At 29.3% G+C, this 23,472-nt stretch carries 23 protein-coding genes and 1 tRNA gene; 3 read left to right on the plus strand and 21 right to left on the minus strand.

Annotated elements, in window-relative coordinates; all coding sequences use genetic code 11:
* Positions 1 to 101 precede the first annotated feature (101 nt).
* Together XO11_RS10025 and XO11_RS10030 are read right to left on the minus strand one after the other, a co-directional pair.
* The gene (locus tag XO11_RS10025; protein WP_175418575.1) at positions 102 to 1,058 is read right to left on the minus strand and encodes an MJ1477/TM1410 family putative glycoside hydrolase; all 957 of its coding nucleotides are present in this window, start codon (positions 1,056 to 1,058) and stop codon (positions 102 to 104) included.
* Positions 1,055 to 1,900 carry a DMT family transporter gene (locus XO11_RS10030; protein WP_175418576.1) on the minus strand — a complete coding sequence of 282 codons (846 nt, stop codon included), beginning with the start codon at positions 1,898 to 1,900 and terminating at the stop codon, positions 1,055 to 1,057. Before XO11_RS10030 ends, XO11_RS10025 begins: the two co-directional genes overlap by 4 nt.
* Before the next feature lie 109 nt (positions 1,901 to 2,009).
* Between XO11_RS10030 and XO11_RS10035 the strand changes: the two genes are divergently transcribed.
* Positions 2,010 to 2,828, plus strand: a complete 819-nt coding sequence (locus tag XO11_RS10035) for a M55 family metallopeptidase (protein ID WP_175418577.1) — start codon at positions 2,010 to 2,012, stop codon at positions 2,826 to 2,828.
* A gap of 16 nt (positions 2,829 to 2,844) precedes the next feature.
* On the opposite strand, the gene XO11_RS10040 is transcribed toward XO11_RS10035, so the two are convergent.
* On the minus strand, positions 2,845 to 3,498 hold the full coding sequence (locus XO11_RS10040) for an endonuclease III domain-containing protein (protein ID WP_175418578.1): 654 nt from the start codon (positions 3,496 to 3,498) through the stop codon (positions 2,845 to 2,847).
* Positions 3,488 to 4,450 (minus strand): D-glycerate dehydrogenase, encoded by a 963-nt coding sequence (locus XO11_RS10045; RefSeq protein ID WP_175418579.1) that lies wholly within the window; start codon positions 4,448 to 4,450, stop codon positions 3,488 to 3,490. The genes XO11_RS10040 and XO11_RS10045 overlap by 11 nt, the downstream gene beginning before the upstream one ends.
* Before the next feature lie 264 nt (positions 4,451 to 4,714).
* Here XO11_RS10045 and XO11_RS10050 point away from each other — a divergent pair, with 264 nt between their 5' ends.
* Positions 4,715 to 6,256: an ATP-binding protein gene (locus XO11_RS10050; RefSeq protein WP_175418580.1), complete on the plus strand. Its 1,542-nt coding sequence runs from the start codon at positions 4,715 to 4,717 to the stop codon at positions 6,254 to 6,256.
* 73 nt (positions 6,257 to 6,329) lie between these two features.
* Here the strand turns inward: XO11_RS10050 and XO11_RS10055 are convergent.
* The 15 genes from XO11_RS10055 to XO11_RS10125 form a co-directional block, all read right to left on the minus strand.
* Positions 6,330 to 6,418: transfer RNA gene (locus XO11_RS10055), tRNA-Leu, on the minus strand.
* Positions 6,419 to 6,503: 85 nt separating this feature from the next.
* Positions 6,504 to 6,881 carry a hypothetical protein gene (locus XO11_RS10060; RefSeq protein ID WP_175418581.1) on the minus strand — a complete coding sequence of 126 codons (378 nt, stop codon included), beginning with the start codon at positions 6,879 to 6,881 and terminating at the stop codon, positions 6,504 to 6,506.
* 4 nt (positions 6,882 to 6,885) lie between these two features.
* Positions 6,886 to 7,287, minus strand: a complete 402-nt coding sequence (locus XO11_RS10065) for a DUF2089 domain-containing protein (protein ID WP_014297491.1) — start codon at positions 7,285 to 7,287, stop codon at positions 6,886 to 6,888.
* 11 nt (positions 7,288 to 7,298) lie between these two features.
* Positions 7,299 to 7,826, minus strand: a complete 528-nt coding sequence (locus tag XO11_RS10070; RefSeq protein WP_014297492.1) for a hypothetical protein — start codon at positions 7,824 to 7,826, stop codon at positions 7,299 to 7,301.
* 134 nt (positions 7,827 to 7,960) lie between these two features.
* Entirely contained in the window at positions 7,961 to 8,662 is a 702-nt protein-coding gene (locus XO11_RS10075; RefSeq protein ID WP_014297493.1) for an MBL fold metallo-hydrolase, read from the minus strand.
* A 95-nt stretch (positions 8,663 to 8,757) separates the two neighbouring features.
* Positions 8,758 to 9,906 (minus strand): sugar MFS transporter, encoded by a 1,149-nt coding sequence (locus tag XO11_RS10080; protein WP_014297494.1) that lies wholly within the window; start codon positions 9,904 to 9,906, stop codon positions 8,758 to 8,760.
* Positions 9,907 to 9,964: 58 nt separating this feature from the next.
* Positions 9,965 to 11,680, minus strand: a complete 1,716-nt coding sequence (locus XO11_RS10085) for a M3 family oligoendopeptidase (RefSeq protein ID WP_175418582.1) — start codon at positions 11,678 to 11,680, stop codon at positions 9,965 to 9,967.
* Between the two features lie 92 nt (positions 11,681 to 11,772).
* Positions 11,773 to 12,657, minus strand: coding sequence for a hypothetical protein (locus tag XO11_RS10090; protein ID WP_014297496.1), 885 nt, complete (start codon positions 12,655 to 12,657; stop codon positions 11,773 to 11,775).
* Positions 12,657 to 13,712 (minus strand): galactokinase, encoded by a 1,056-nt coding sequence (locus tag XO11_RS10095; protein WP_041639164.1) that lies wholly within the window; start codon positions 13,710 to 13,712, stop codon positions 12,657 to 12,659. Before XO11_RS10095 ends, XO11_RS10090 begins: the two co-directional genes overlap by 1 nt.
* Positions 13,708 to 14,670, minus strand: a complete 963-nt coding sequence (gene galT / locus XO11_RS10100) for a galactose-1-phosphate uridylyltransferase (RefSeq protein WP_175418583.1) — start codon at positions 14,668 to 14,670, stop codon at positions 13,708 to 13,710. Before galT ends, XO11_RS10095 begins: the two co-directional genes overlap by 5 nt.
* Entirely contained in the window at positions 14,663 to 16,249 is a 1,587-nt protein-coding gene (locus XO11_RS10105; protein WP_175418584.1) for a glycoside hydrolase family 36 protein, read from the minus strand. The genes galT and XO11_RS10105 overlap by 8 nt, the downstream gene beginning before the upstream one ends.
* A 14-nt stretch (positions 16,250 to 16,263) precedes the next feature.
* On the minus strand, positions 16,264 to 17,079 hold the full coding sequence (locus tag XO11_RS10110; protein ID WP_175418585.1) for a carbohydrate ABC transporter permease: 816 nt from the start codon (positions 17,077 to 17,079) through the stop codon (positions 16,264 to 16,266).
* Position 17,080: 1 nt separating this feature from the next.
* The gene (locus XO11_RS10115) at positions 17,081 to 18,007 is read right to left on the minus strand and encodes a carbohydrate ABC transporter permease (protein WP_014297501.1); all 927 of its coding nucleotides are present in this window, start codon (positions 18,005 to 18,007) and stop codon (positions 17,081 to 17,083) included.
* A gap of 50 nt (positions 18,008 to 18,057) precedes the next feature.
* Positions 18,058 to 19,308 (minus strand): ABC transporter substrate-binding protein, encoded by a 1,251-nt coding sequence (locus XO11_RS10120; RefSeq protein ID WP_014297502.1) that lies wholly within the window; start codon positions 19,306 to 19,308, stop codon positions 18,058 to 18,060.
* A gap of 37 nt (positions 19,309 to 19,345) precedes the next feature.
* Positions 19,346 to 20,350 (minus strand): LacI family DNA-binding transcriptional regulator, encoded by a 1,005-nt coding sequence (locus XO11_RS10125; protein ID WP_175418586.1) that lies wholly within the window; start codon positions 20,348 to 20,350, stop codon positions 19,346 to 19,348.
* Positions 20,351 to 20,737: 387 nt separating this feature from the next.
* Here XO11_RS10125 and XO11_RS10130 point away from each other — a divergent pair, with 387 nt between their 5' ends.
* Positions 20,738 to 21,622 (plus strand): glycosidase, encoded by an 885-nt coding sequence (locus tag XO11_RS10130; protein ID WP_175418587.1) that lies wholly within the window; start codon positions 20,738 to 20,740, stop codon positions 21,620 to 21,622.
* 26 nt (positions 21,623 to 21,648) lie between these two features.
* Here XO11_RS10130 and XO11_RS10135 read toward each other — a convergent pair whose 3' ends face one another.
* Together XO11_RS10135 and XO11_RS10140 are read right to left on the minus strand one after the other, a co-directional pair.
* Positions 21,649 to 22,011 carry a NifB/NifX family molybdenum-iron cluster-binding protein gene (locus tag XO11_RS10135; protein ID WP_175418588.1) on the minus strand — a complete coding sequence of 121 codons (363 nt, stop codon included), beginning with the start codon at positions 22,009 to 22,011 and terminating at the stop codon, positions 21,649 to 21,651.
* Positions 22,012 to 22,124: 113 nt separating this feature from the next.
* Entirely contained in the window at positions 22,125 to 23,384 is a 1,260-nt protein-coding gene (locus XO11_RS10140) for an MFS transporter (RefSeq protein WP_175418589.1), read from the minus strand.
* Positions 23,385 to 23,472: the final 88 nt, after the last annotated feature.

Genomic DNA, 23,472 nt, shown 5'->3' on the forward strand with positions numbered 1-23,472 from the left:
CTTTAATTCCCTGATAGAATTATATTACAATTCTATCAGGGAATGTTTTTGTATTTTTCCGTATTTAAGCCTAAACATGAGAAAAAGATAATAAATGTTTTTTATTGTATTTCTATATCATAAATAATTGTGGATAGTCTGTCTAATTCTCTATCAACATATGCTGGATATGGGATTATTCCTCTATCTCTGCAATTTTTGATATAATCGTCTATTATATCGATGTTTATATTATCTTCATCGACCACATAATCTACGCTCAATACCACTTTTCCAGAAGATAGGATTTTGTTTATGTATTTTAGCTTATATTCTGTTTCAGTGCTTTTTTGTATTAAATAACTTCCGTTGTCGAGTTCTTCTGAATCATAAAATAAATCTTCTATTCCAATTCCAGAAATGGTTTTTAAATATATTCCATTATTATCGTAATCCAGTATATCTTCACCATTTTGAGGTATAATCAAGAAATTTTCTTTTTTACTTCTGGCATAATTTGCTATTTCCACAACAAAATCTATCATGTCCTTTGCTGTTTCTTCAATAGGTCTTTGATCAACTTGTGGTGCTTCACCTTCATTTGACCAATAATAATATGCATCGATTATATCGAGATATACACCTGAAAAGCCCATGTCAATTATTTTATCAAGATAATCGTAAATTATCTTTTTCCAGTCTTCGTTCCAGTATTTTACTTTATAATTCCCTTCCCAATCAGGGTTTTCAGGTCCAAGCCATGAAGGAGGATTAGTTTTCCATTCATCATGCCAATAGTATCTATAATCTTCAGCTTCACCAATACTAAGATAGCAGATTGGTGCCATTCCAACACCTTTTAATTTTTTTATTTCATCGTATGTATATTTACCATCCTCTAAACCTGTTCGGGAATAGTCCATTACAAGAAAATTTACAGGATATGTGATTATTTCCTGAATGTTTATATTCTGTAATTGATATACGAAGTATCTATTTTCATAATTGGGTTTTAAAAAAGAGCAACTTAGTAAAATAATTAAAGTGGATATAATAACAATTATAACCTTTATTTTCATTGAAATTCCCCCCTGTTATTTTTTTGAAAAATATATTTTGAATTAGCGATAAGTATACTTAATATCAATATAATAGCTCCTAAAAATTGTGTAGCATTTAAAGTTTCTTTTAAAATAATAAAAGATAGTAATGCTGAAAATATAGGTTGGGTAAGGAATAGAATAGCTGTTAGGTTACTTCCTATATTTTTTTGATGTTTTAGCTGTAGAAAGATAACGATTATACTTCCAATTATTGCAGAATAAAATATTGTTAATAATGAAATAGCATTTATATTGTATGATGCTTTGAAAATTAAAGAGAAAATTCCACTGATAATAGTTACAGTTAAAAACTGAAATGTTAAAAGCGATTTTTCTTCCACTTTTTGACTGAAGTTTGTTATTAGTACTATATGCAAAGCGAAGCTGATAGCACATATTATCATTAGCATATCTCCTATATTAAATCCATTAATTCCACCAGATAACAGGTAAGAACCCACTATGGAAAAGGTTAATCCGATTATTTGAAATTTGTTGATTTTTTCTCTGTTGATTAAATATGCAAATATAGGAATAAAAATTATATATTGTGAGGTAATAAAACCTGCTTTGGTTGCTGTGGTGTATTTTATACCTACAATTTGTGAAATATAACCAATTGATAAAACTATTCCCAGTATCGAAGAATAAAAGAAATTACCAAATTTAAATATTATCGAAGAAAAAATAAAAGCAATGAAAAATCTTAATGTTGTATATGCCAGAGGATTTATATTGTTTAATCCAAGCTTTTGAATAGGAAATGTGCTTCCCATTAATAATGCGGCAAGTATTATATAAAAGATGGATTTTTTCATTTTTAACCTCCATTGCTTGTTTTTGATATTATAGCATGATAATATGCATAAAAGTTATAAGATATTGTATAATTTAATTGTAGTATTAATAAAATTTGGGAGGGATATAATGAAAATCTATATTTCATTTGATTTTGAAGGATTGGCTGGTGTTAATCACTGGAACGATGTTTCGAAAGGAAGAGATTATAAACAGAATTATGCAATGATACAGTTACGAGCTATGCTTGAAGAATTAAAAGAACATGAAGTAGTAATTTCAGATTCTCATGCAATGGGGGATAATATTTTATGGAGTGTTACTGATGAATTTCCAAATGTGGAATTAATTAGCGGAGGAATAAGGAAATATTATATGATGGCTGGATTGGATTCAACGTTTGATAGAATGATATTCTTTGGTTATCATGCAGGTGTTGGAACAAGATATGCCACAATGGATCATACTTATTCCAGTTCTTCAATACACAATGTCTGGATTAATGGTGTAAGAGTGAATGAAACTTTGATTAATGCTGCATATGGAAGTTTGTATAATGTTCCGCTTGCAATGGTTGTTGGTGATGATAAACTTGGTGAGGAATTAAAAGAGCATTATAATAAACTTGTATATGTTTCAACTAAAGAGTCTCTCGGAAGATTTTCTGCAAAATTTAAGCCAATGAAAAAATTGATTGAAGAAATAAAAAATGCAACGAGGAAGATGCTAAGCATGAAAAAGGAAGATTTTGAATTATTTAAGTTTGAGTCACCAGTTGAAATGATTGTCGAATTTTCTGATACGTTAAGGGCAGATATGGTGGAATCTATGCCTTTAGTTGAGAGAATAGACGGAAGAAAGGTGAAGCTTGTTAGTGAAGATTATAGTACGATCTTTGAAGGATTACTTGCAATGACATATATAACAATGGCAGCTAAGTATATATAATAATAAAGGCGCTAAATTAAGCGCCTTTATTATATTTACATAGATCTTTGAATATACAATTTTCACATAAAGGTTTCTTTTTGCAGATATTTTTCGAATGTTCTACAATTAATCCATGATAATTTTTATATATCATTATATCTTCGGGGAGATTTTCTTCAAAAAATTTTTGGTATGCATCATAATCGGTTTTTATATTTAACCCTAATCTCGAAAACATTTTTTTTGTATATGCGTCAATAACAAAACTTAGCTTGTTGAGTGAATATAATAGTATAGAATCGGCAGTTTCTTTCCCTATACCTTTTACAGAAAGTAATTCGTTTCTTAAGGTGATTTTATCTATTTTTTCCAGTTTTTCAAATGAAAAATCATATTTTTTGAACCATTCTAATAGATTTTTCACGTATTTAGCTTTAACCTTGAAAAAACCGCTTGGTTTTATTAATTTCTGTAGTTCTTCTATATCTAAAACATATAATTTTTCTGGATATAAAAGGTTTTTGTTTTTAATGTTTTCCAGGGATTTTACTACATTATTCCAATTTGTATTTTGTGTCAATAATGCACCGAGCATTATTTCAAATTGATTTTCGCCAGGCCACCAACCTTCAGGAATTGTATATTCTTTTTTTAAAGTTTCGTATATTTCAATTAGATTAATAAACATTGTTTGGCGGAACCTCTCCTTTTAAGGCTGCAATAACATTATCGGCAACCATTTCTGCCATTTTGTCCCTTGTTTCAAATGTAGCGCTTCCAGTATGCGGGGTTAAAACTACATTATCCAATTTTAATAATTCTTCTGGAATTTTTGGTTCTTCTTCATATACATCTAATCCAGCACCAGCTATTTTTCCTTCTTTTAAATATTTTATAAGAACTTTTTCATTGATTACAGGACCTCTTGCAGTATTTATGATTATAACATTTGGTTTCATCATTGAGAATTCTTTTTCATCTAATAAGTGATGTGTTTCTGGAGTTAAAGGTGTATGTAATGATATATAATCTGATTTTTTTATTAATTCTTCTAAAGGTGCATATTCGACATTTAATTCTTTTTCTTCAGCTTCACTTAATCTATTTCTTTTATAATATAAAACCTTCATATCAAATCCTAAAGCACGTTTTGCCATTTCTTTTCCGATTCTTCCCATTCCAATTATTCCAAGTGTTTTTCCTTTTATGTCATAGCCAAGAAATAATTGAGGTCTCCAGCCTATGAATTTTCCTTCTCTCACAAATTTATCGCTTTCGACGATTTTTCTTGCAACTGCAAATAAAAGAGCCCATGCTAAATCAGCAGTAGCATCACTTAATACACCTGGTGTGTTGGTAACGTAGATGCCAAATTCTTTAGCTGATTCTACGTCTATGTTATTATATCCAACAGCGTAATTGGAAACAACTTTTAATTTTCCTTTTCCAGCTTCCAATACTTCTTTGTTAATATTATCGCTTAATAATGTTATTAATGCATCTGATTCTTTTGCAAGGTTTATTATTTCTTCATGGGTTAATGTTCTCTCTTCTCTGTTAACCCATACATCGAAACCAGCGTCCTTTAATTTTTTTTCTGCGATTTCCGGAATTTCATATGTAAATGAAACCTTTGGCATTTTCCCACCTCCAGAGTTATTATAATTGTATTCGTAATTATTATACTATATAATAATAAAAAGACTTATACACTGAAATAATTTTTTCTTTACTCTTTATGTTTGTTTTTAATTTTGATTATGGATATTTATCCTTTACCAAACATTACCTCTTAATATAATATGATATAATTAAAATAGAAAGAATAATATAAAATAGCTTACTTTGTGAAAGCGTGAAGAAATTTTTTAGAAAAAGATGTGGAAAGCCATGGAGGTGAAACGATGAAGAAATTACCAGTAGGAATACAAGATTATAAGGAAATAATAGAAGAAAATTATATATATGTGGATAAAACAAAATATTTATATGATTTAATAAATAGTGGAAAGTTTTATTTTATGTCAAGACCTCGAAGATTTGGAAAAAGCTTAACAGTATCAACATTTTATTATTTGTTCAAAGGGGAAAAGGAATTATTTAAGGATACATATATATATGACAAATGGGAATTTAAAGAGTATCCAATAATAAAATTGGATATGTCGGATAATACATTGAGGAATATAGAATCATTTGAAAAATCTCTTGATAATATGCTTGATAAAATTTATAAAGCATATAGTATAATTCCTGATATAGATGACATACCAACAAAGTTTGGAAATTTAATAGAAAAGTTAAATGAGAAATATCAAGAAAAAGTTGTCATTTTAATAGATGAATATGAATCACCAATATTGGAACATATAAATGATAAGAAAAAAGCTGAAAAATTCAGAGGATTTTTAAGGGAATTCTATAAAAAGATAAAAACAAAGGATGCATATGTAAAATTTGTATTCATAACCGGAATAACAAAATTTACCAAAACAGGAGTATTTTCAGCATTAAACAATTTAAGCGATATATCATTAAACAGGAAATATGGACAGATGTTTGGATATACGCAGGAAGAATTGGAATATTATTTCAAAGATTACATAAAAGAATTATCAGAAGAAATGGGTATAACAGAAAAAGAATTGCTTGAAGAAATGAAGAGATATTATAATGGCTTTTCATTTGACGGAGAACATTATGTATATAATCCATATTCAATATTGAGATTTTTTAGCGAAGGAAAATTCCAGAACTTTTGGTTTGAAAGTGGATCACCGAGTTTTCTGTATGAATACATAAAAGGCAAAAAAATAGAATATGAGGATTTAGTAAAAACACCAGTAAGTGCAGAAGACTTCTCAACAAGAGAAATAGAAGATGCAAAAGCAAATATCTTCTTTACGCAGGCAGGATATTTAACCTTTAAGGGAATAAAAAAATATGGATTAAAGAAAAAATATATACTGGACTATCCAAATTTTGAAGTAAAAAACAGTTTTTCAACACTAATATTAGAAGCCAATTATGGATTTAATGATGAAGAAATAAACAGGGTAAGTGAGATATATTTAAAAATAGAAGAAAATGACATAAAAGGATTAATAGAAGAAATAAAAAAGATAATAAGCGCTGTTCCGTATAATCTACACAAAAAAGAAGAAAAATATTATCACTCATTGATATTTACAATAATAGCCTCAGCAGGAATAGATGTAAAAGCAGAAGAATTGACAAACTTAGGAAGAAGCGATTTAGTAATAGATTTTGAAGATAGGATATATTTATTTGAAATAAAGCTTGATCAAAGCGCAGAGGAAGCATTAAAACAGATAAAAGAAATGAAGTATTATGAAAAGTATGCAGGAAAAGAAGTCTATTTGATAGGAATAAATATAAATTCAGAAAAAAGGAATATTGAGGATTATATAATTGAAAAAATTTAATAGATATAATAAAATCCCCGTTTTAATGGGGATTTTATTATGGTATAAAAAAAACCGGCATAAGCCGGTTACATGGTGCCGAGAGTGGGACTTGAACCCACACGAGGTTTCACCCTCAGTAGATTTTGAGTCTACCGCGTCTGCCAATTCCGCCATCTCGGCACAGCAAAAATATTATACCATTAAAATTACATTTAGTCAAGACTAGATGGAAAAATTAAAGTATTCTAAAAACCATAGTAATTTATTATTCTATATATATTTTTACTACATCACCATCAGCAGAATCTACATTTATTAATTCTTCTCCTTCAAATTGGTCAAAATCTATATTGTTGATAAATTGCATTATCTGGTTTATTTCCTCATCCTTCATTTTTCCTTCTTTTGCTAATGCTAAAGGTATCATAACCTTCGCAATTTTTATTAATCCCATAGGTATTTTTACATTTACTTTGTCTCCATCTGATGAATTAACCTTAATAACAAGTTTTTTTCTTGAATTTTGGCTTGTGCTTTTTGGTTGTGGATTATCATAAAATGCCTCTATTAATTCAGCAGCTTCCTCTACTTCAATGCTACCGTCTTTAACCATATTAAGGATTTTTAATAATTCTTCTTTCATATTTTCACTCTCCTTTTAATTTTTTAAGTTTTTCAATTGCTTCTTTTGAAGAAATTGCACCGTTAGCAAGCATTTCGATAATTTTCTTTTTTTCTAATTCTGTATTTTGAGGTTGCTCATTTGGTTCTTCGAAAGTTTCTTTTTGAATATAACCTAAATCTTTAAGTAATTTGTTGAATTTGTTTAATGCAGTTGGATATGAAATCCCGAGTATTTCTGAGACTTTTGATAAATTCCCTCTGTTTAAAAGATAAAGTCTTAAAAAATCTATATTTTCATTACTTAAAGTTGCAAATTCATTTAATTCAAATTCACCTTCTATTTTGGAATTACAGTTTGAACATTTTAATTTTTCAATGTGTAATTTGTTGCCACATACTGGACATATAACAGGTGCTTTATACATATTAATCACTCCTACGCAATAAATATTTTTACTTTAGTTTTTCCATTATCTGCTTCAACATCGATAAAATCACCATAATATTGATATAACAAATCCATGGATTCCATGATTAAATCTACTATTTCATCGACATCAATAGGTATTTTCTTATCTTTTTTTGAAAATTCCTCTTCTATTTTCTTTTTTATGATTTTTTTCGTAAATATAAGTAATGGTTTAAATGACATAAGGATTCCAAAAGGGAAGAATAATCTAACTTTAGCATCTTCTGTATCCACTAAAATAACAAATTTTGAACCAACAGGATCTTTAACTTTTTCAGAGATAATTTTAGCTGCTTCTTGAGGTGTATGTGTTTCAATGATCTTTTCAATATTTCTTGTTAATATTTTTTTGTTTTCTTTTTTTCTTTTTGAAATTTCATAGTATGAGTAGATTATATAAATACCCAATCCAATAAAGAGTGAAGCCCAGAAAAATTTTGCGCCACCAAAGATTAGAGACAATCCAATAATTATTAAAATAATTGCACCAAACATTTTCATCCCCCTTTCTACTATGATTATAAAACAAAATTTATAAATTGTCAAGTGATATTTTATAATTTTATAATTTTATAAATTTATATTATAAATTATAAAAAAATAAAGGGCAAAAGCCCTTTATTAAAAAATTATATTTCTAAAATTGTTCCAGCACCAAATTTCATAATCCTGCCTTTGAATTCTACATTTAATACATTTAATGCATCTGTTCCAGTACAGTGTGAAGGTAAAATATATTCTACTTCTGTTTTTTTAATTCTATCAATTCTAACAAATAATTTTTCTTCGTATAGTTTATAGAAATGAAATCCGCCAATTACTGCGTGAAGTTTATCTTTGAATTCTTTTTTAGCAAATTCAAGAATGTTTTCAACCTTTGGGTGAGAACATCCAACTATGACTACAAGACCTTTTGGAGTTTTTAAAACCATTGAATGTTCTGGAATATCACCTTCAAAAGTTCCTGTAGAATATATATTAGGTTCAATTTCTTTTGGTGAATCACAAATTATTACTTCACTTTTTTCTCTGAGTAATTTAAGCATTCTTTCAGGAAATCGCGAAGGTATAAAGCTTCTCTTAACAGTATAGTTTTCCATTATATATTCCAGTCCACCAGTATGGTCGTCATGGTAATGGCTCAAAAAAAGATTATCAATTGTTTTGAATCTTAAACCAAGATGTGTGATGTTGTGTTCTAAGATTCTATAATCGTTTCCTGTGTCGAACAATGTGAGACTTCCGTTATTTTCAACGAGTATGGAAAGCCCCCAGTCGCGTTTTAGTAAAGGATGTACTTTGTAATTATCTACAATTCCTGTTATCTTCATGGTATTCCCCCTTTAACTGTCTTTTTCTAATATATTTATTATATAGTGGTCTTTGAATAATATTTCTTTTTAAATAATTTGAATACCTAAATTAATTATTGTTTTTCTATTCTAAAAATAAGCAGAAATTCAATAAAGTTCAATCCGATTAAAAAGAGCAATCCAAAGAAAATACCAAATAATTTTCCTATATATCCAACACTTGACGAACCTATAGCCGAAATTACTGATGTTGAAGCAGAAGCAAAACTTAGAGCAAAACCTTTATTGTTTTTAAATTTTTCAATTAATAATGCCTGAATTGTTGGATATGTTGTTGCATACCCAATACCTGTTAAAAGTGTTCCAATTAAAGATAATAAAAGTGTTTTTCCAAGAAATACCGTAAATGTTGAAAAGATTAATGACATGAGTACAGCTATAACGAGCCAGTTTTTATAACCATATTTTTCTGGCATGTGTGAAAGTAATGTTCTTCCAAGGAAAAGGCCTATCCATAAAAATGAAGGATACATGGCCGCATCTGATACTTTAAAGCCTCTATATTCATATAAGAATGTTGCAAGCCATGATGTGAAGTTCATCTCATAAGCTACATAAATTCCAAGAGATAGCGTTAATATTATAAGCGTTTTGGTGATAATAAATTTTGATTCTTTTTTGTGTGGATTTGCCAGATATTCAGTATGTTTTTTAGAAATATCATGTTTTGATAATGAGAAAAGTATAAATGGAACTATGTTTAGAATAATTGCAATTAAAAATGGTAATTTCCATTGATTAGTGTATCTCAGTATTAATGAGGATACTATAGGACTTGATACGGCTCCAAGGGCAAAAGCAGAGTGTAATAAATTAAGGGTTTTGCTCTTTTTTTCTTCTTGAGATAGTCCTATTAAAAATGGAATTGATAATTCTAAGCCTCCACCTGCAAAGTTTGTTAGAAATATTCCAAGTAAAAGATGTATATAACCTGTCATGGAAAACAAAAAGAAATTTCCAATTATAAATAGCAATAAGGTAAATATTATGGTGTAATACATATTATACTTTTCAAGTATATATCCAAAAATTATAGAAGAGAAGAAAAATGCAATTGAACCAACTGAAAATGCAAGTCCTATTAATGAATGATCGATATGATAGCTCTTTTCTATTATTGGAATTAAAGTACTGACAAGAATTAATGAAAAACCGAATAGGTAAAATGTGCTGAATCCAAAATAGGTTTCCGCTTTTTTCATGAAATCAACTCCTGTGATTGTAATTATTATTTGAGGGCCTTTAAAAAGGCCCTCAATATTATTTTACTTTTTCAATTTCTGAGATTATAAAGTCTGTTAATTCCTTAATATATTCTTTTGAGAAATCAAATTTAATTCCAGCAATTTCATATAATTTTTTAACAGGATACTTATAACCGGAACTTAAGAATTCTTTATATTGTTCAATAGCCTTTTGTCCATTTTCTTTATAATTTTTATATACCGCTATTGCTCCAAGTTGTGACATAGCATATTCAATATAGTAGAATGGCACTTCAAAGATATGTAATTGTCTTAACCATCTTATTCTTTTTTCTTTATCCAATCCGCTCCAGTCTATTCCTGTATTGAATCTATCCATTAAGCTGCCAAAATATTCATCTCTATCTTCAATGGTGTGATCTGGGTTTGTGTATATCCAGTGCTGGAATGAATCGACAATCATAACCCATGGCAATATTTTTAATGTGCTTTCCAATTGTTCCCTTTTTGCTTTTTTTAAGTCTTCTTCATTTTTATAATATTCATCAAGATATTCAAGGGTTAATAATTCCATAGACATTGAAGCAAGCTCTGCAATTTCGCTTGGAAAATCTTTTAAGAAGGATATGCTTATATCTTTTGACCTGAATGTGTGTTGAGCATGTCCTGATTCATGTAATAATGTTCGAACATCACCACTTAGTCCAACAGCATTCATGAATATAAATGCTGCACCTGTTTCTGATAAAGGATAGTTATAACCACCTGGTGCTTTTCCTTTTCTGTTTTCTAAATCCAAAAATCCTGTATTTTTCATTTTTTCAAGATTTTTAGCAAATTCAATATCCACTTTTGATAATATTTTAATTGCATTATCGATGAATTCTTCAACGTTGTCAAAAGGTTTTAATACTTTACCATCAACATCTACCTCTGTATCCCAGGGTCTTAAGCTTTCAACACCGAGTTTTTCTTTTCTTTCTTCATTTAATTTTTTTAAGGCTGGTACTACAACTTCTTCAACAGATTTATGGAATTCATATAAATCTTCCGGTGTGAAATCAAATCGTTTTTTTGCATCATGCATATAGTCTCTATAATTATCATACCCTGCATTTTTGGCAATTTTAATTCTAATTTCTTTTAATTCATTAAAAAGCTTTTCAAGTTCTTCATGATGTTCAGCAACTGCATTCATTGTTAAACGCCATGCTTCTTCTCTTACTTTTCTGTCTGGATTTTTTAAGTAAACTCCCATCTGTGATAATGTTTTTTCTTCTCCGTCAAATGTAACTGTAATCTTTGAGATTATTTCACCGTATTTAGAACCTAATTCCTGTTCTTTTACCATTAATGGCAGATTTTCTTTTCTAAATAATTCAATATCCCTGGATATTAATCTATTCATATGTTCAAATGATTCACCAGTTAGTTCATTTCTATATGGGCTGTCATAGAATTTCTTTTTTAATTTGAAATCATATTCCTGTGCTGGTGATACTATATTTGCATAAAATTCATTAAAAGCTTTTGAATTTTCTTCCTTTGTATCACATGTCATTTTTATATATCGCCATGCCATTTCTTCTGATATAATACTTTCAAGTTCTGACCATTTTTCTAAAAATTCAATTAATTCATCTTTAGATTTGATTTCTGTGCTTAATAAATCTTCAAGTACCTTTTTTACTTCATTCCAATCATTTAAATTTATTTCTTCTTTGAAGTATTTTCTGGGTTTTTTTGTAATTTTTTCATCAGTTACTATCATCTATATGCCTCCTTGTTTTTTGTAAATGTTAGCTATACTAATTATAGCATATAAAATCTAAAAAATAAAAGCAGATTTTTGAAGATCTGTTTTTATTCTGAAAGATTAATAACTATATCCCATTTTAATACTTGATTCGGCAGGATTTTTAGAATTTTCTTGTTTTTATATGCAATCTCAAATGAATCGTAAAAGCCGTTTGAAGGTTCAAGGGCGCAGTTGTATTCGTTTTTGAAGCCGCCTTCGTTTTTCCAGATTCCAAAATAGGGAATGTCAGGAAATTCTATTGTATATTTTAATTTATTATTGTTTAAAGTAATCTCTGCTTTATTGATTTTGTTTATTATATAAAACTTTTCTGTATTTTGGCTTGATGGCGGTAAAAATTTATTTAATTTGTAGTTATTATATTCTGGATATGTACATATATTTCCAATTTTTCCAAGGAATTTGCTGTTATGGACATTTAGAACTTGATTCACATTTTCCAGAAATATTTCACTTTTTTCATCTATTGCAAGTAATCCGTGAAAAGTCCAAAAACCATAAAATATATCATTTCCGGTATTTTTAACTGAATAATATAATTTAATTGAATTATTAAAAAGTATTATTTCTCTGCAAAAAATATAATTGAATTCAGGACTTTTTACGCAACAGGAAATTTTATTATTCTCTTTTTTACATTTCCACGGAATTGACCATAATTCGCCATGATCCGGTAATTCTTTTCCATTTAAATATATTCCGGGATCAATATTTGGAAACATTTCATCAATGCCTGAGGTGTCGTATTTGTCATAATTATCTCCATATTTTGTTTTTTCATAAAACCCCTTTATTGGTTGAAATAAAACCTCGAAGTTTTGGGGCTTGTAGAATATAGAAGCTATTTTAGCACCCAATTCTGGCAATATATGAATTTTTAAAAAATCATTTTCCAATTCAATTGCTTCCATATTTAAATATTTCAACATCAGTCACCTATCTTTTCTACTCCATTAGCTGAATTAACTTCAAAATAATCTATATTCAAACCAAATTTTTCATGGTATCTTTTATTTAGTTCATCTATTAAATTATAAAATTCATTTTTTTTACTTAAAACAAGAATGCTTCCGCCAAATCCTCCTCCAACCATTCTTGCACCTAAAACATTATTTTTTAGAAAATCAACTATAAAATCCGTTTCTTCACAGGAAACTTCATATAGATTTTTTAAGCTTTCATGTGATTCAAAAAGGTATTTCCCCACCTCTTGTATATTGCTGTTTTTTAAAGCTTCTACAGTTTTTAACACTCTTTCATTTTCTTCAACGACGTGTTTTGCACGTTTAAATAATGTTCCGTTGAGTTTTTCTAGATCATTTTTATTTACATCTCTAAATGTTTTTTTATTTAATTTATTTAAAACTTCTTCGCATTCCTGCCTTCTTTTGTTGTATTCGGAATTCCCTAATTCATGTTTTACACCTGAATTGATGATAAAAAAGTTATATTCTCCAAGTTTTAGAGGAATATGCTGGAATTGTTTTGTATAAGTATCAAGCAAAATGGCATTGTCTTTTTTTGAAAGGGAACAGGCATATTGATCCATAATTCCACACCTTAAACCAATAAATTCATTTTCAACTTTCCAACCAATTTCTGCAATTTCAACCCGGGATAAATTTAAATTGAGAATGTCGTTTATTCCATAAGCAATTCCCACTTCCAAAGCAGCAGAGCTTGAAAGCCCTGCGCCAATTGGAAGCGTTGAAGATATGTTAATCTTAAAAGGAGGTATACCTATATGAAGAATCTTTTCGATTTCTTTTATTACACCTATAATATAATCTGCCCATGTATTTGTTTTTTCGAGTTTTTCCTGAATTATTATTTTATTTTCGCTTTCAGAATAAAATTCAAATTTTTCGCTTTTTTCTAAATTTATATATATGTATTTATCTATTGCAAATGGAAATACGTATCCATCATTATAATCAGTATGTTCTCCAATTATATTAATTCTTCCCGGCGATCTGTATTTAATCATTTATATTCACCTCGATATTTCTCAGTTGTTCTGCAGCCTTTTCTGGTTCAATGGGGTTTATAAAAGCCCAGGTGCCGCTTTCTACACTCGCTATCCATTTTATAAGATTTGGTCCTCTCATTGGTGAGATAAATTCTACATGAAAATGGAAATAATGCATATTTTCATGTAGATTAAAGGGTTTTTGAAAGAACATCATCATATATGGAAATGGCATATTAAATAGGCCATTATATTTTGAAGTAATGATTTTTAGAGCTTTAGAAAAATCCTTCTTTTCTTTTCCGGTCATTTCATATATGGAACTAATATGCCTTTTGGGATATAAATGGACTTCATATGGATATCTTGCATAGAATGGGACTATAGCTATCATTGTTTCATTTTCGTATATGATTCTTTCGTTAAGTTTTTTTTCTTCATTTATGATTTCACATATTGAACATGTTTTCCTTTCGGAATACCACTTTTTTAATGCATTTATTTTTACCTTTATTCTTGGAGGCAAAAAAGGAAAGGCATATAATTGACCATGAGGATGAGGTAATGTTGCTCCCACTTCTTTTCCTTTATTTTCAAATATATAAATGTATTTTATGAATTCATATTTAGATAATTCTAAAGTTCTATCAGCCCACATTGAGGTTAATTTTTCTATTTGAGTTAATGGCATTTTTGATAATTCGGAATTATGTTCTTTGGTGTATACAACCACTTCGCAAATTCCCTGTGAAGACGCTTTTTTTAATATTTCACTATTGTTTTCCACACTTTCAGCATCTCTTTTTAAAGCAGGAAATCTATTTTCAAAACTAACTAAATCATATTCTTCAGGTAATTCCAGTACTCCCGGGCAAATAGGACAGCTGTCTTTTGGAAGGTTAGGTCTTTTCTGCCTGGAAGAGGATATCATTACCCACTCATCTGTTATAGGATTATAACGTCTTTCAAGCATTATTTTCACCTTCTAATGTATAAAAATGGAACAGTCTTTTATCCTCATTGACTATTGTTTTCTTGTTTAATGAAATAATATTGTCTTCAAATGTTATATTATATCTTTTTTCTTCAAGGTTCATTTTTAGTGTTATCTTTCCATATTTTGGATGAATTGACTCTATAATATAATTTCCGTCCATAATACCTTTTACTTTTACTATTCCACCTTGAAGCTCTAATACTTTAAAGTATATATCTTCTTCAATATCCAGAGAGAGATTATCGCTTTGTATAATCATATAATTCAATAATCCTGTGGCATAACCATACATCTGGCGAACAATTGAATCCAGTTGAGTATCCTCTTTTCTTAAGATTAAACAATCTGGATCATTCCACCACCATTTTTCATTCATGAAAAACCTGTTAATGCTGTTTTTTAAAGCGATATATGCATTTAATTTTACAGATTCATCTGTGGTATATATAGGCGCTGTATCTTCACTAACCCTCATTCCATCTACATAACCAAGAGAAGGTAATAATGGAGCACCACAACCTAATATGAAAGAATCTTTTACTGCATATCTTATTATCTCCAGTCCTTTTCTGTAGCTTTCAATTGGAGTTATATTATTATCAAATCTTTTTCCTTCTATTGCACCTGAATAGAGAAAGTCTATTTTGAAGTATTCGAAACCGGCATTATACATATTTTTAAATAATGTATATAGATGTTTTTGTACATCAGGATTTGTTATATCAAGTGTATAGATGTTTTTATTCCAGTTTTTATAAGCTATCTTTGGATTTCCATTTTCATCTTTTATGAGCCAATCCTGGTGATTTATAAATATTTGAGATGTTTCAGAAACATTGAATGGCGCTGTCCAGATTCCAGGCGTCATATTATGTGATTTTATTTTTTCTGCCATTTCTTTTAAAGATGGGAAATTATTTTTTGCTTCCCAGTCGCCAATATCTTTTTGCCATGAATCATCTATTTGAAATACTTCATAACCATATTTTTGGGATAATTCAAGATTTTTTTTCACATCTTCCCAGTTTAATTTGTCAAAATATTGATACCATGAAGACCATCCTACAGGTCTTTTTTTATTCAATTTTATATTATTTTCAAACTTTACATAATCAGCATATATTTCAAGTAAATCTTCTGGACTTTTCCCTTCAATAATTATTAAAGGGTCAAAATCAATATAATCATCTAATTTTTTTTCAAAGAAATTCATGTATCCATAGACAGTTGTATTTTTTACCTCAAAGTAATTATGAGAAATATTTGAGGATAAAAATCCTATTAATTTTTTTTCAGAAAGAATAAAATAATCTGAATTTATTTCCGGATAATCCTTTATGTTTATACTTTTTGTTTCACCCCAGCTATGCCAATCATTGACGATAATATTTTCATCTATAATATCCTCAAAGATGTTTATTTTGTCAATTTTTCCTTTTATTTTTCCTCTGAGAATATATCCTTCAGGAATTTCTTCCATTTTTAATAAAACCATATAATTATCTTTTTGAATTTCAAAATAGTCATTTTCGTAGTTTATATTAAAAATTTTCATATAGGGACCTCCTATCATCCTTTTACGGAACCGGCCAATAAACCTCTAATAAAATATTTTCCGAGGAGTATATATACTATTAATGTTGGCAATGCAGCAATTAATGCACCAGCCATTTGAATATTCCATTCTACGACCTGACTACCAGCCAGATTTACAAGAGCAACGGTAATTGGTTGTTTTGAAGGATTATTTGTTACTGTAACTGCAAATAGAAATTCATTCCATATATTTGTAAATTGCCATATTGCCACAACTACAAATCCGGGGATAGATATTGGAAGAAGAATTTGTGTATAGATCTTTCTAAATCCAGCACCATCTATCGACGCAGCCTCAATTAATTCATCAGGAATTTCTTCATAATAATTTTTGAACATTAAGGTGGTAATAGGAATACCGTAAATTACATGGATTATAATTAAAGCCGGAATTGTTCCATATAATCCTATTTTTTGAAAGAATTGAATTAAAGGGAAAAGAACACTTTGATATGGAATAAACATGCCGAATAATATTAATGCAAATATTAAATTTGAAAATCTAAATCTTAATTTTGATAATGCAAACCCATTTATAGAACCCAATAATGCAGAAATAACAGTTGCAGGAATTGTTAAATAAAAACTATTTTTCATATTTGGAGCAAGTTTTTCAAAAGCGCCTTTAAAACCTTCCAGTGAGAAATGTTTTGGGAAATCCCACATTGTGGCAATTGAAATTTCGCTTAAAGGTTTAAAACTGGTGATTATTGTTACATAAAAAGGTAAAATAAAAAATGCTGAAATCAGAATAAGCAATGAATATATCCACATCTTTTTTATTGTCATATTATTCAGCCCCCTTTCTCAGGGAAGAGTAGAGATAAGGTATAATTATTACTGCAACCATAAGTAACATTATTACAGAAATTGCCGAACCCATTGCATATCTGTTTGATCTGAAGGTAAGTTCAAACATATATATAGCAGGAACGTCCGTAACATTATTAGGTCCGCTTCCAGTCATTGCATATATCAAATCAAATATTTTTAATGAAACATGGCCAAGAACTATCATGGCACTTAAAGTAATAGGTTTTAGTAAAGGCATTTTTATCTTCCAGAATATATATCTTTCATCAGCACCGTCAACTCTTGCAGCTTCGAGAATATCTTCAGGGATAGCTTTTAATCCTGCAAGATACATTGCCATAATATATCCTGACATTTGCCATATGGCAGCTATTATAACTGCTATTAAAGCAAGATTGAAGTGACCTATACTTTCTGTGCTTGTGTACCACATCCATTGAAGATTTTCTAAACCAAATTTTTTTAATAACAAATTAATTCCCTGAGGGTCATTAGGAATATTTCCAGGTGCAAAAATCCAGCTCCATACAGTACCTGTAACTACAAATGAAATTGCCATTGGAAATAAAAAGAGATTTTGGAAAAATCGTGAACCTTTTAATCCTTTGTCAATCATATTTGCTAAGAATAAGCCTAATCCAACAGAACCTGCTATAAAGAATACTGTAAAAAACAATGTATTCCACAAATCGGTCTGGAATCTTGCATCCATAAATATTCTTTGATAATTTCTAAATCCAACGAATTTATATACACCTCTTAATAAACTGCTGAAGCTATTCCAGTTGGAAAAAGAGGTCCTTATTGTCCAGAAAATAAAATAATATACAAATATACCTATTAAAATCAATGATGGAAGAATTATTAAAAAACCTATCCTCGATTTTCTTTTTTGAATGCTCATCTTTTCACCTCTTTTTTTATAAAACCCGGCTGTGAAGCCGGGTTTGTCTATTATTCAGTAAGATATCCCTGGTCTTCTGCAGCCCACATAATATCTCTTAAAGCAGAAGATACGTTCTTTTTAACAAGGAATCTGTTTAATGTATCGTTTAATGTAGTTACAAATCCTTCTGGTGCTGCTGAACCGTGAATGATTGATGGAACAACTGCAACTTTTGAGAAATCATTCATTGACCATGTTAAGTAAACATCATATTTTGATTTATCTGCATCAATTCTTGCAGGGATAGAACCTTTAATTGGATTGAAGATATCCTGAGCTTCTTTGGTTGAGATGAATTTTAACCATTTTAGAGCATTTTCTCTATGTGGTGCATTCTTTGGTAATCCAAATGTATCTGAAATAAACATAAATGCATCTGCTGTACCTGGTACTGCAAACCATCCAAAGTCTACGCCAGGTTTCCAGCCTAATGTTTTATAATAACCTTCTGCCCAGTCACCCATTACGTTAAATAAAGCTTTTCCTTCAAATACAAGTCTTGAAGCATCCTGCCATGTTAATGCTGAATGGTCTCTATTGAAGTATGGAATTAATCTTTCAAGGATAACAAATGACATTTCTAATTCTGGAGAATCGAAAGATGTTTTTCCTGTGAATAATCCTTTATATCCTTCAGGTCCAAATGTTGAAAGCATTATGTTTTCAAATAAATGGGTTGTTGTCCATTTATTTTTATCTCCTAAGGCAAGAGGGATGTATCCTGCTTCTTGAGCCTTTTTTAATGCTGCAAAAAATTCTGACCATGTTGTTGGTTCTTTTGTTAAACCTAATTTTCTGAATATTTTTTTGTTATAGAATACAACATTTCCTCTATGAACATTTACAGGTATAGAATATACTTCTCCCTGATAGCTACAAATATTCATAACATCTTTTGGGAATTTATTATATACGCCCCAGTCTTTTAAATATTGTGTTAATGGTTCCATTAATCCTGGAATTACATATGTATCTGTTAATTCCATACCAGCATGTACCTGGAATGAATCTGGAGGGTTACCACCGAGCATTCTTGTTTTTAAAACTGCTTTTGCATTAGTACCTGCGCCACCTGCTACAGCTGCATTGATGATATTTATGTTTGGATATATTTCATTAAATCTGTGGAACAAGGCTAATAAACCTTCTTCTTCTCCTCCACCGGTCCACCAACTAAAAATCTCTAAATCATTAGATGCTGCGAATACACTACTTACCAACAATAATACAGCAATGAAACCTACTAAAAACTTCTTCATACCTTCACACCCCCTGTTTAGGATTGATATTTAACCACTATGTGGTTTTTCTTTTTATTAAGTCAATATCTAATATAATTTTTTCCGGTTTATGCCTTTTGTTATTAATCTTTTCCAATAATAAATTGAAAGCTTTGAAACCTAACTCAAATTTTGGTATTATTATTGTCGTTAAATCTATAATTGAGGAGTAAATAATATCGTCATATCCCACTACAGCTACTTTTTCTGGAACATTAATATTATGTTCTCTTAAGGCTTTTAATGCACCATAAGCTAAAATATCGTTAAAACAGAATATTCCATCAAAATCCACCTTTTCTTTTATTAATTCATTTATCTTTTCGTATGCGGCAATCATATCTTCTTCTATTGTATAGACCATTTTTTTGCTGAATCTTATGTTATATTCTTTTAAAGCTTTTTTATAACCAGAAAACCTTGAATATGAAACAAAATTATGATTATACACGTCCAGAAAAAGAATTTTTTTCTTTCCGTTTTCTATTAAATGTTTTGTAGCCAAATATCCGCCTTTAAAATCATCAGCATATATTTCATCGGCATCCATTCCTTCAAAATGATCACCAACTATAACGTATGGAATATTGAGGTTTACCAATGCCTGAAATTTATCAGATTTTTGTTTTTGATTTCTAACAGGACTAATTAATATTCCATCTACACGTTTTTCGAACATTAATTTTAGAGCTTTTTTTTCAACTTCATAATTTTTTTCAACATCTATTAAAATAAGACTGTAATCATTTTCTTTAGTAGCTTTTTCAATTCCTTTTAAAACCTCAACAAAGAAAGGGTTTGTAATATCTTTGAAAATAACTCCTATTGTTTTTGTTTTCCTATTTCTCAAAGATGATGCTGTTGCATTTTTTACATATCCTAATTCATCAGCTATCTTTAAGATCTTCTTTTTTGTTTCTTCATTAATATCTGGTTTATTATTTAAAGCTCTTGAAACTGTATTTATAGAAACATTAGCAACTTTTGCAATATCTTTTATTGTTACATACCTTTTTCCCATAAAAACCACCTCGGATTTTTATTCGGTAACGTTATCGGTAACGTTACCGATTTAATTAAAGCACATTTTACATTCTTGACAAAATGGTATTTGAGTTAATTTACCCGGATAAAATAAAAATAGATGTGGTTATATCTAATTATCAAAGAATTTTTCATAATTTTTATTAATTTGAAATTAACATAATATTTACTAATGAAAATTCGTTAAAATCAGAATAATTTTATGTTATAATTATAAAAAATTGGAGAGATACTATGAAAGAATTTTATAGAGGAATAAAAGACGGAATACCAATTTGTCTTGGTTATTTTACTATAGCTGTTACTTTTGGATTGTTGGTAAAATCAAATGAAAAATACAATTTTAATTAAGTGAGGTGTTATTATGGCTTTAAAATTAAAAAGACATCCATTGAATCCAATATTAGCTCCAATACCAAATCATTTATGGGAATCGAGATTCGTTTTTAATCCTGCTGTGGTTTATGACGGGGAATTATTCCATATGTTATATAGAGCTCAAGGAGAAGATATGGTTTCAAGACTTGGATATGCTGTGAGTGTTGATGGTGTGCATTTTAATAGAATGGAAAAACCTGTATTTGAGCCTCAGGAATTAAATGAATTATATGGTGTAGAGGATCCTCGATTAACCTTTATTAATGGAAAGTATTATATGTGTTATACTGCATATTCCCCTGATAATATTAGTGTTGCTTTGGCTTCTACAAAGAACTTTTTTATATGGGAAAGATATGGAATTGTTTTGCCTGAAAGTCCAAACAAAGATGCAGGTATATTTCCTGAAAAGGTTAATGGAAAGTATATTATGATTCATAGATTAGAACCTGATATATGGTTTGCGTATTCTGACGATTTAATTCATTGGGGAAATTATGTAAAAATAGCCAGTCCTCGGGAAGGGTATTGGGATAGTTTAAAAATAGGTCTTGGAGGGCCACCGATTAAAACTAAATATGGTTGGTTAATGTTATATCATGGGGTCGAAGAGGCTTCGAGAAATATATATAGATTAGGATTTATGTTGCTTGATCTTGATGATCCAACGAAAGTATTAAAACGTTCTGAAAAACCAATTCTTGAACCTGAAGAAACATGGGAAAAGTTTGGTGGCGTTCCAACTGTTGTGTTTTCTGATGCAATGGTTGAGTATAAGGATGAATATTATATTTATTATGGCGCAGCTGATAACTATATTGCACTGGCTACAATTTCTAAAGATGAAGTATTTAAATGGATATTAGAATAAAACACCAGGGATTATCCCTGGTGTTATTAATGATTATGGAATTTTTCTTTTACTTCATATTCTCTATCTATAAGCTTATGTTCTTGTAAAGCTTCGATGATTTCTTCGACGGTTCCATCAGCACCTCTAATTACCTGAATTCCAAACTGCTCAAAAAATGCTATTGCTCTTCCGCCTATACCTCTTACTACAAGCATATTAACTCCTTTGTCGTTAAGATAATTTGGAATATCTCCAGGTCCATGTTCTTCAAGAGGATTTTTTATTACTTCAACTTCATAAGAATTGTCGTTTAATGTAATAAAAGCAAAATATGGTGCGTGTCCAAAATGTTCGCTTATAGGGGAAGATTTCCCATTGTCTTCTAATACTGGAATTGCAATTTTCATTGTATCGCCTCCTATATATATTTGATATATATTTCACGTATATTATAACTATTTTATATGAGAAAAAAATAACAGATATATTTCAATATCTTTATAAAAAAAGAAGAAGAGTGCTACTCTTCTTCTGGTAATACAAAGGATATTTGACTAATTTTTCCAGAGAATAAGAATATATCTATAAACAATAGGATACCAATTGCTAAAAATAACCAATGAACTGCCACGTGATCTATTAAAATGCCAAGAATTAACATTCCAACTGGTGTTGCTGCTTGAAAGATTACGCCAAGTGCAGAGAAAATTTTTGATCTGTTTTCGTTTGGGATTATTTGTTGGAAATAAACGCTTATAGGTGTGTTGACAAATGCATTTGTAATTCCCATCATGATTAAGATTATACTAACTATAATAAAAATTGTCCAGATATTACCAAAATATGCTAATATGTCAGGAAATACCATTATTGCTATTAAAAAATTTAGAACAATCATACCATAAAAGCCATTTTTAAATAATTTTTGAGGATTTCTTTTTGAAAAGAAAATAGCTAAAAAGATATTTCCTACTAAAATTCCAACAGTCCATGATGTTTCTAGTAAGCCATATTGTTGTGCAGAAAAACCAATAATTTCTCTAAATGTATATGGAAGAAGAACAACAAAAAGTGGGTTGAATAAAAAATTTAAAGATATTGCCAATAAAATGAGATTTCTTAAAATGTCATTATTAAAAATAAAAAGAATGGATTCTTTTAGATCATTTAAAATAATTTTAGCATTTACGTGAGATTTTAATTTGCTTGTTTTTTCATATCGGATGAACATTTCGCTAATGGCTGAAAGGATAAAGGAAATACCATTTAATATAAAAATCCATTGCATTCCCCAGAATCCATAAATAACTCCGCCTAATACAGGACCTATTATCATTGAAGCGCTACTAATGCTCTCGGTGATTGAATTTGCTTTCATTAAATCTTTTTCGGGGACAAGATCAGGAATCATAGCGCTGGTTGCTGCACCGAAAAAACTATCAAGTAAAGAAATAACAACCTGAAATGAAAATAATACAAATAAATTCAATTTGTTTATATATGTCAAATATGCAAGGGATAAAATTATAAAACCTCTTAAATAATCCATAAGTACCATAATCTTTTTTCTATTGAATCTATCTCCTATTACTCCAGCAAAAGGTGCCATGATAAGAGCGGGAACCATATTTATAGTTGCAAATAATCCCATTTTTGTACCTGAACCGGTTAAATCTAATATAAATAACGGCATTGCAACCATTTGAATACCACTTCCTATTAAAGAAACCATTCTTCCAACAACAAAAAGAATAAAATTTCTTTTTTCAGATTCGTTCATTTTAATCCCTTCCTTTCAAAAAACTAAAACATATTTTAGAAATCATAAAATAGTATATCATATTTTTATAATAAAATCAAAATTTTTA

The organism is Marinitoga sp. 1138, assembly GCF_013363265.1.
GTDB classification, from domain to species: Bacteria; Thermotogota; Thermotogae; order Petrotogales; family Petrotogaceae; genus Marinitoga; species Marinitoga piezophila.

Coding starts and splice junctions, on each gene's coding strand:
- XO11_RS10045 (WP_175418579.1), bottom strand. CDS start 4,450: ATGCCAAAGGTTTCATTTACATATGAAATTCCGGAAATCGCAGAAAAA.
- XO11_RS10065 (WP_014297491.1), bottom strand. CDS start 7,287: ATGTATAAAGCACCTGTTATATGTCCAGTATGTGGCAACAAATTACAC.
- XO11_RS10040 (WP_175418578.1), bottom strand. CDS start 3,498: ATGTTTATTAATCTAATTGAAATATACGAAACTTTAAAAAAAGAATAT.
- galT (WP_175418583.1), bottom strand. CDS start 14,670: ATGCTTGAAAGACGTTATAATCCTATAACAGATGAGTGGGTAATGATA.
- XO11_RS10090 (WP_014297496.1), bottom strand. CDS start 12,657: ATGTTGAAATATTTAAATATGGAAGCAATTGAATTGGAAAATGATTTT.
- XO11_RS10035 (WP_175418577.1), top strand. CDS start 2,010: ATGAAAATCTATATTTCATTTGATTTTGAAGGATTGGCTGGTGTTAAT.
- XO11_RS10085 (WP_175418582.1), bottom strand. CDS start 11,680: ATGATAGTAACTGATGAAAAAATTACAAAAAAACCCAGAAAATACTTC.
- XO11_RS10125 (WP_175418586.1), bottom strand. CDS start 20,350: ATGGGAAAAAGGTATGTAACAATAAAAGATATTGCAAAAGTTGCTAAT.
- XO11_RS10070 (WP_014297492.1), bottom strand. CDS start 7,826: ATGTTTGGTGCAATTATTTTAATAATTATTGGATTGTCTCTAATCTTT.
- XO11_RS10060 (WP_175418581.1), bottom strand. CDS start 6,881: ATGAAAGAAGAATTATTAAAAATCCTTAATATGGTTAAAGACGGTAGC.
- XO11_RS10120 (WP_014297502.1), bottom strand. CDS start 19,308: ATGAAGAAGTTTTTAGTAGGTTTCATTGCTGTATTATTGTTGGTAAGT.
- XO11_RS10130 (WP_175418587.1), top strand. CDS start 20,738: ATGGCTTTAAAATTAAAAAGACATCCATTGAATCCAATATTAGCTCCA.
- XO11_RS10110 (WP_175418585.1), bottom strand. CDS start 17,079: ATGACAATAAAAAAGATGTGGATATATTCATTGCTTATTCTGATTTCA.
- XO11_RS10030 (WP_175418576.1), bottom strand. CDS start 1,900: ATGAAAAAATCCATCTTTTATATAATACTTGCCGCATTATTAATGGGA.
- XO11_RS10075 (WP_014297493.1), bottom strand. CDS start 8,662: ATGAAGATAACAGGAATTGTAGATAATTACAAAGTACATCCTTTACTA.
- XO11_RS10115 (WP_014297501.1), bottom strand. CDS start 18,007: ATGAGCATTCAAAAAAGAAAATCGAGGATAGGTTTTTTAATAATTCTT.
- XO11_RS10105 (WP_175418584.1), bottom strand. CDS start 16,249: ATGAAAATTTTTAATATAAACTACGAAAATGACTATTTTGAAATTCAA.
- XO11_RS10025 (WP_175418575.1), bottom strand. CDS start 1,058: ATGAAAATAAAGGTTATAATTGTTATTATATCCACTTTAATTATTTTA.
- XO11_RS10140 (WP_175418589.1), bottom strand. CDS start 23,384: ATGAACGAATCTGAAAAAAGAAATTTTATTCTTTTTGTTGTTGGAAGA.
- XO11_RS10050 (WP_175418580.1), top strand. CDS start 4,715: ATGAAGAAATTACCAGTAGGAATACAAGATTATAAGGAAATAATAGAA.
- XO11_RS10080 (WP_014297494.1), bottom strand. CDS start 9,906: ATGAAAAAAGCGGAAACCTATTTTGGATTCAGCACATTTTACCTATTC.
- XO11_RS10135 (WP_175418588.1), bottom strand. CDS start 22,011: ATGAAAATTGCAATTCCAGTATTAGAAGACAATGGGAAATCTTCCCCT.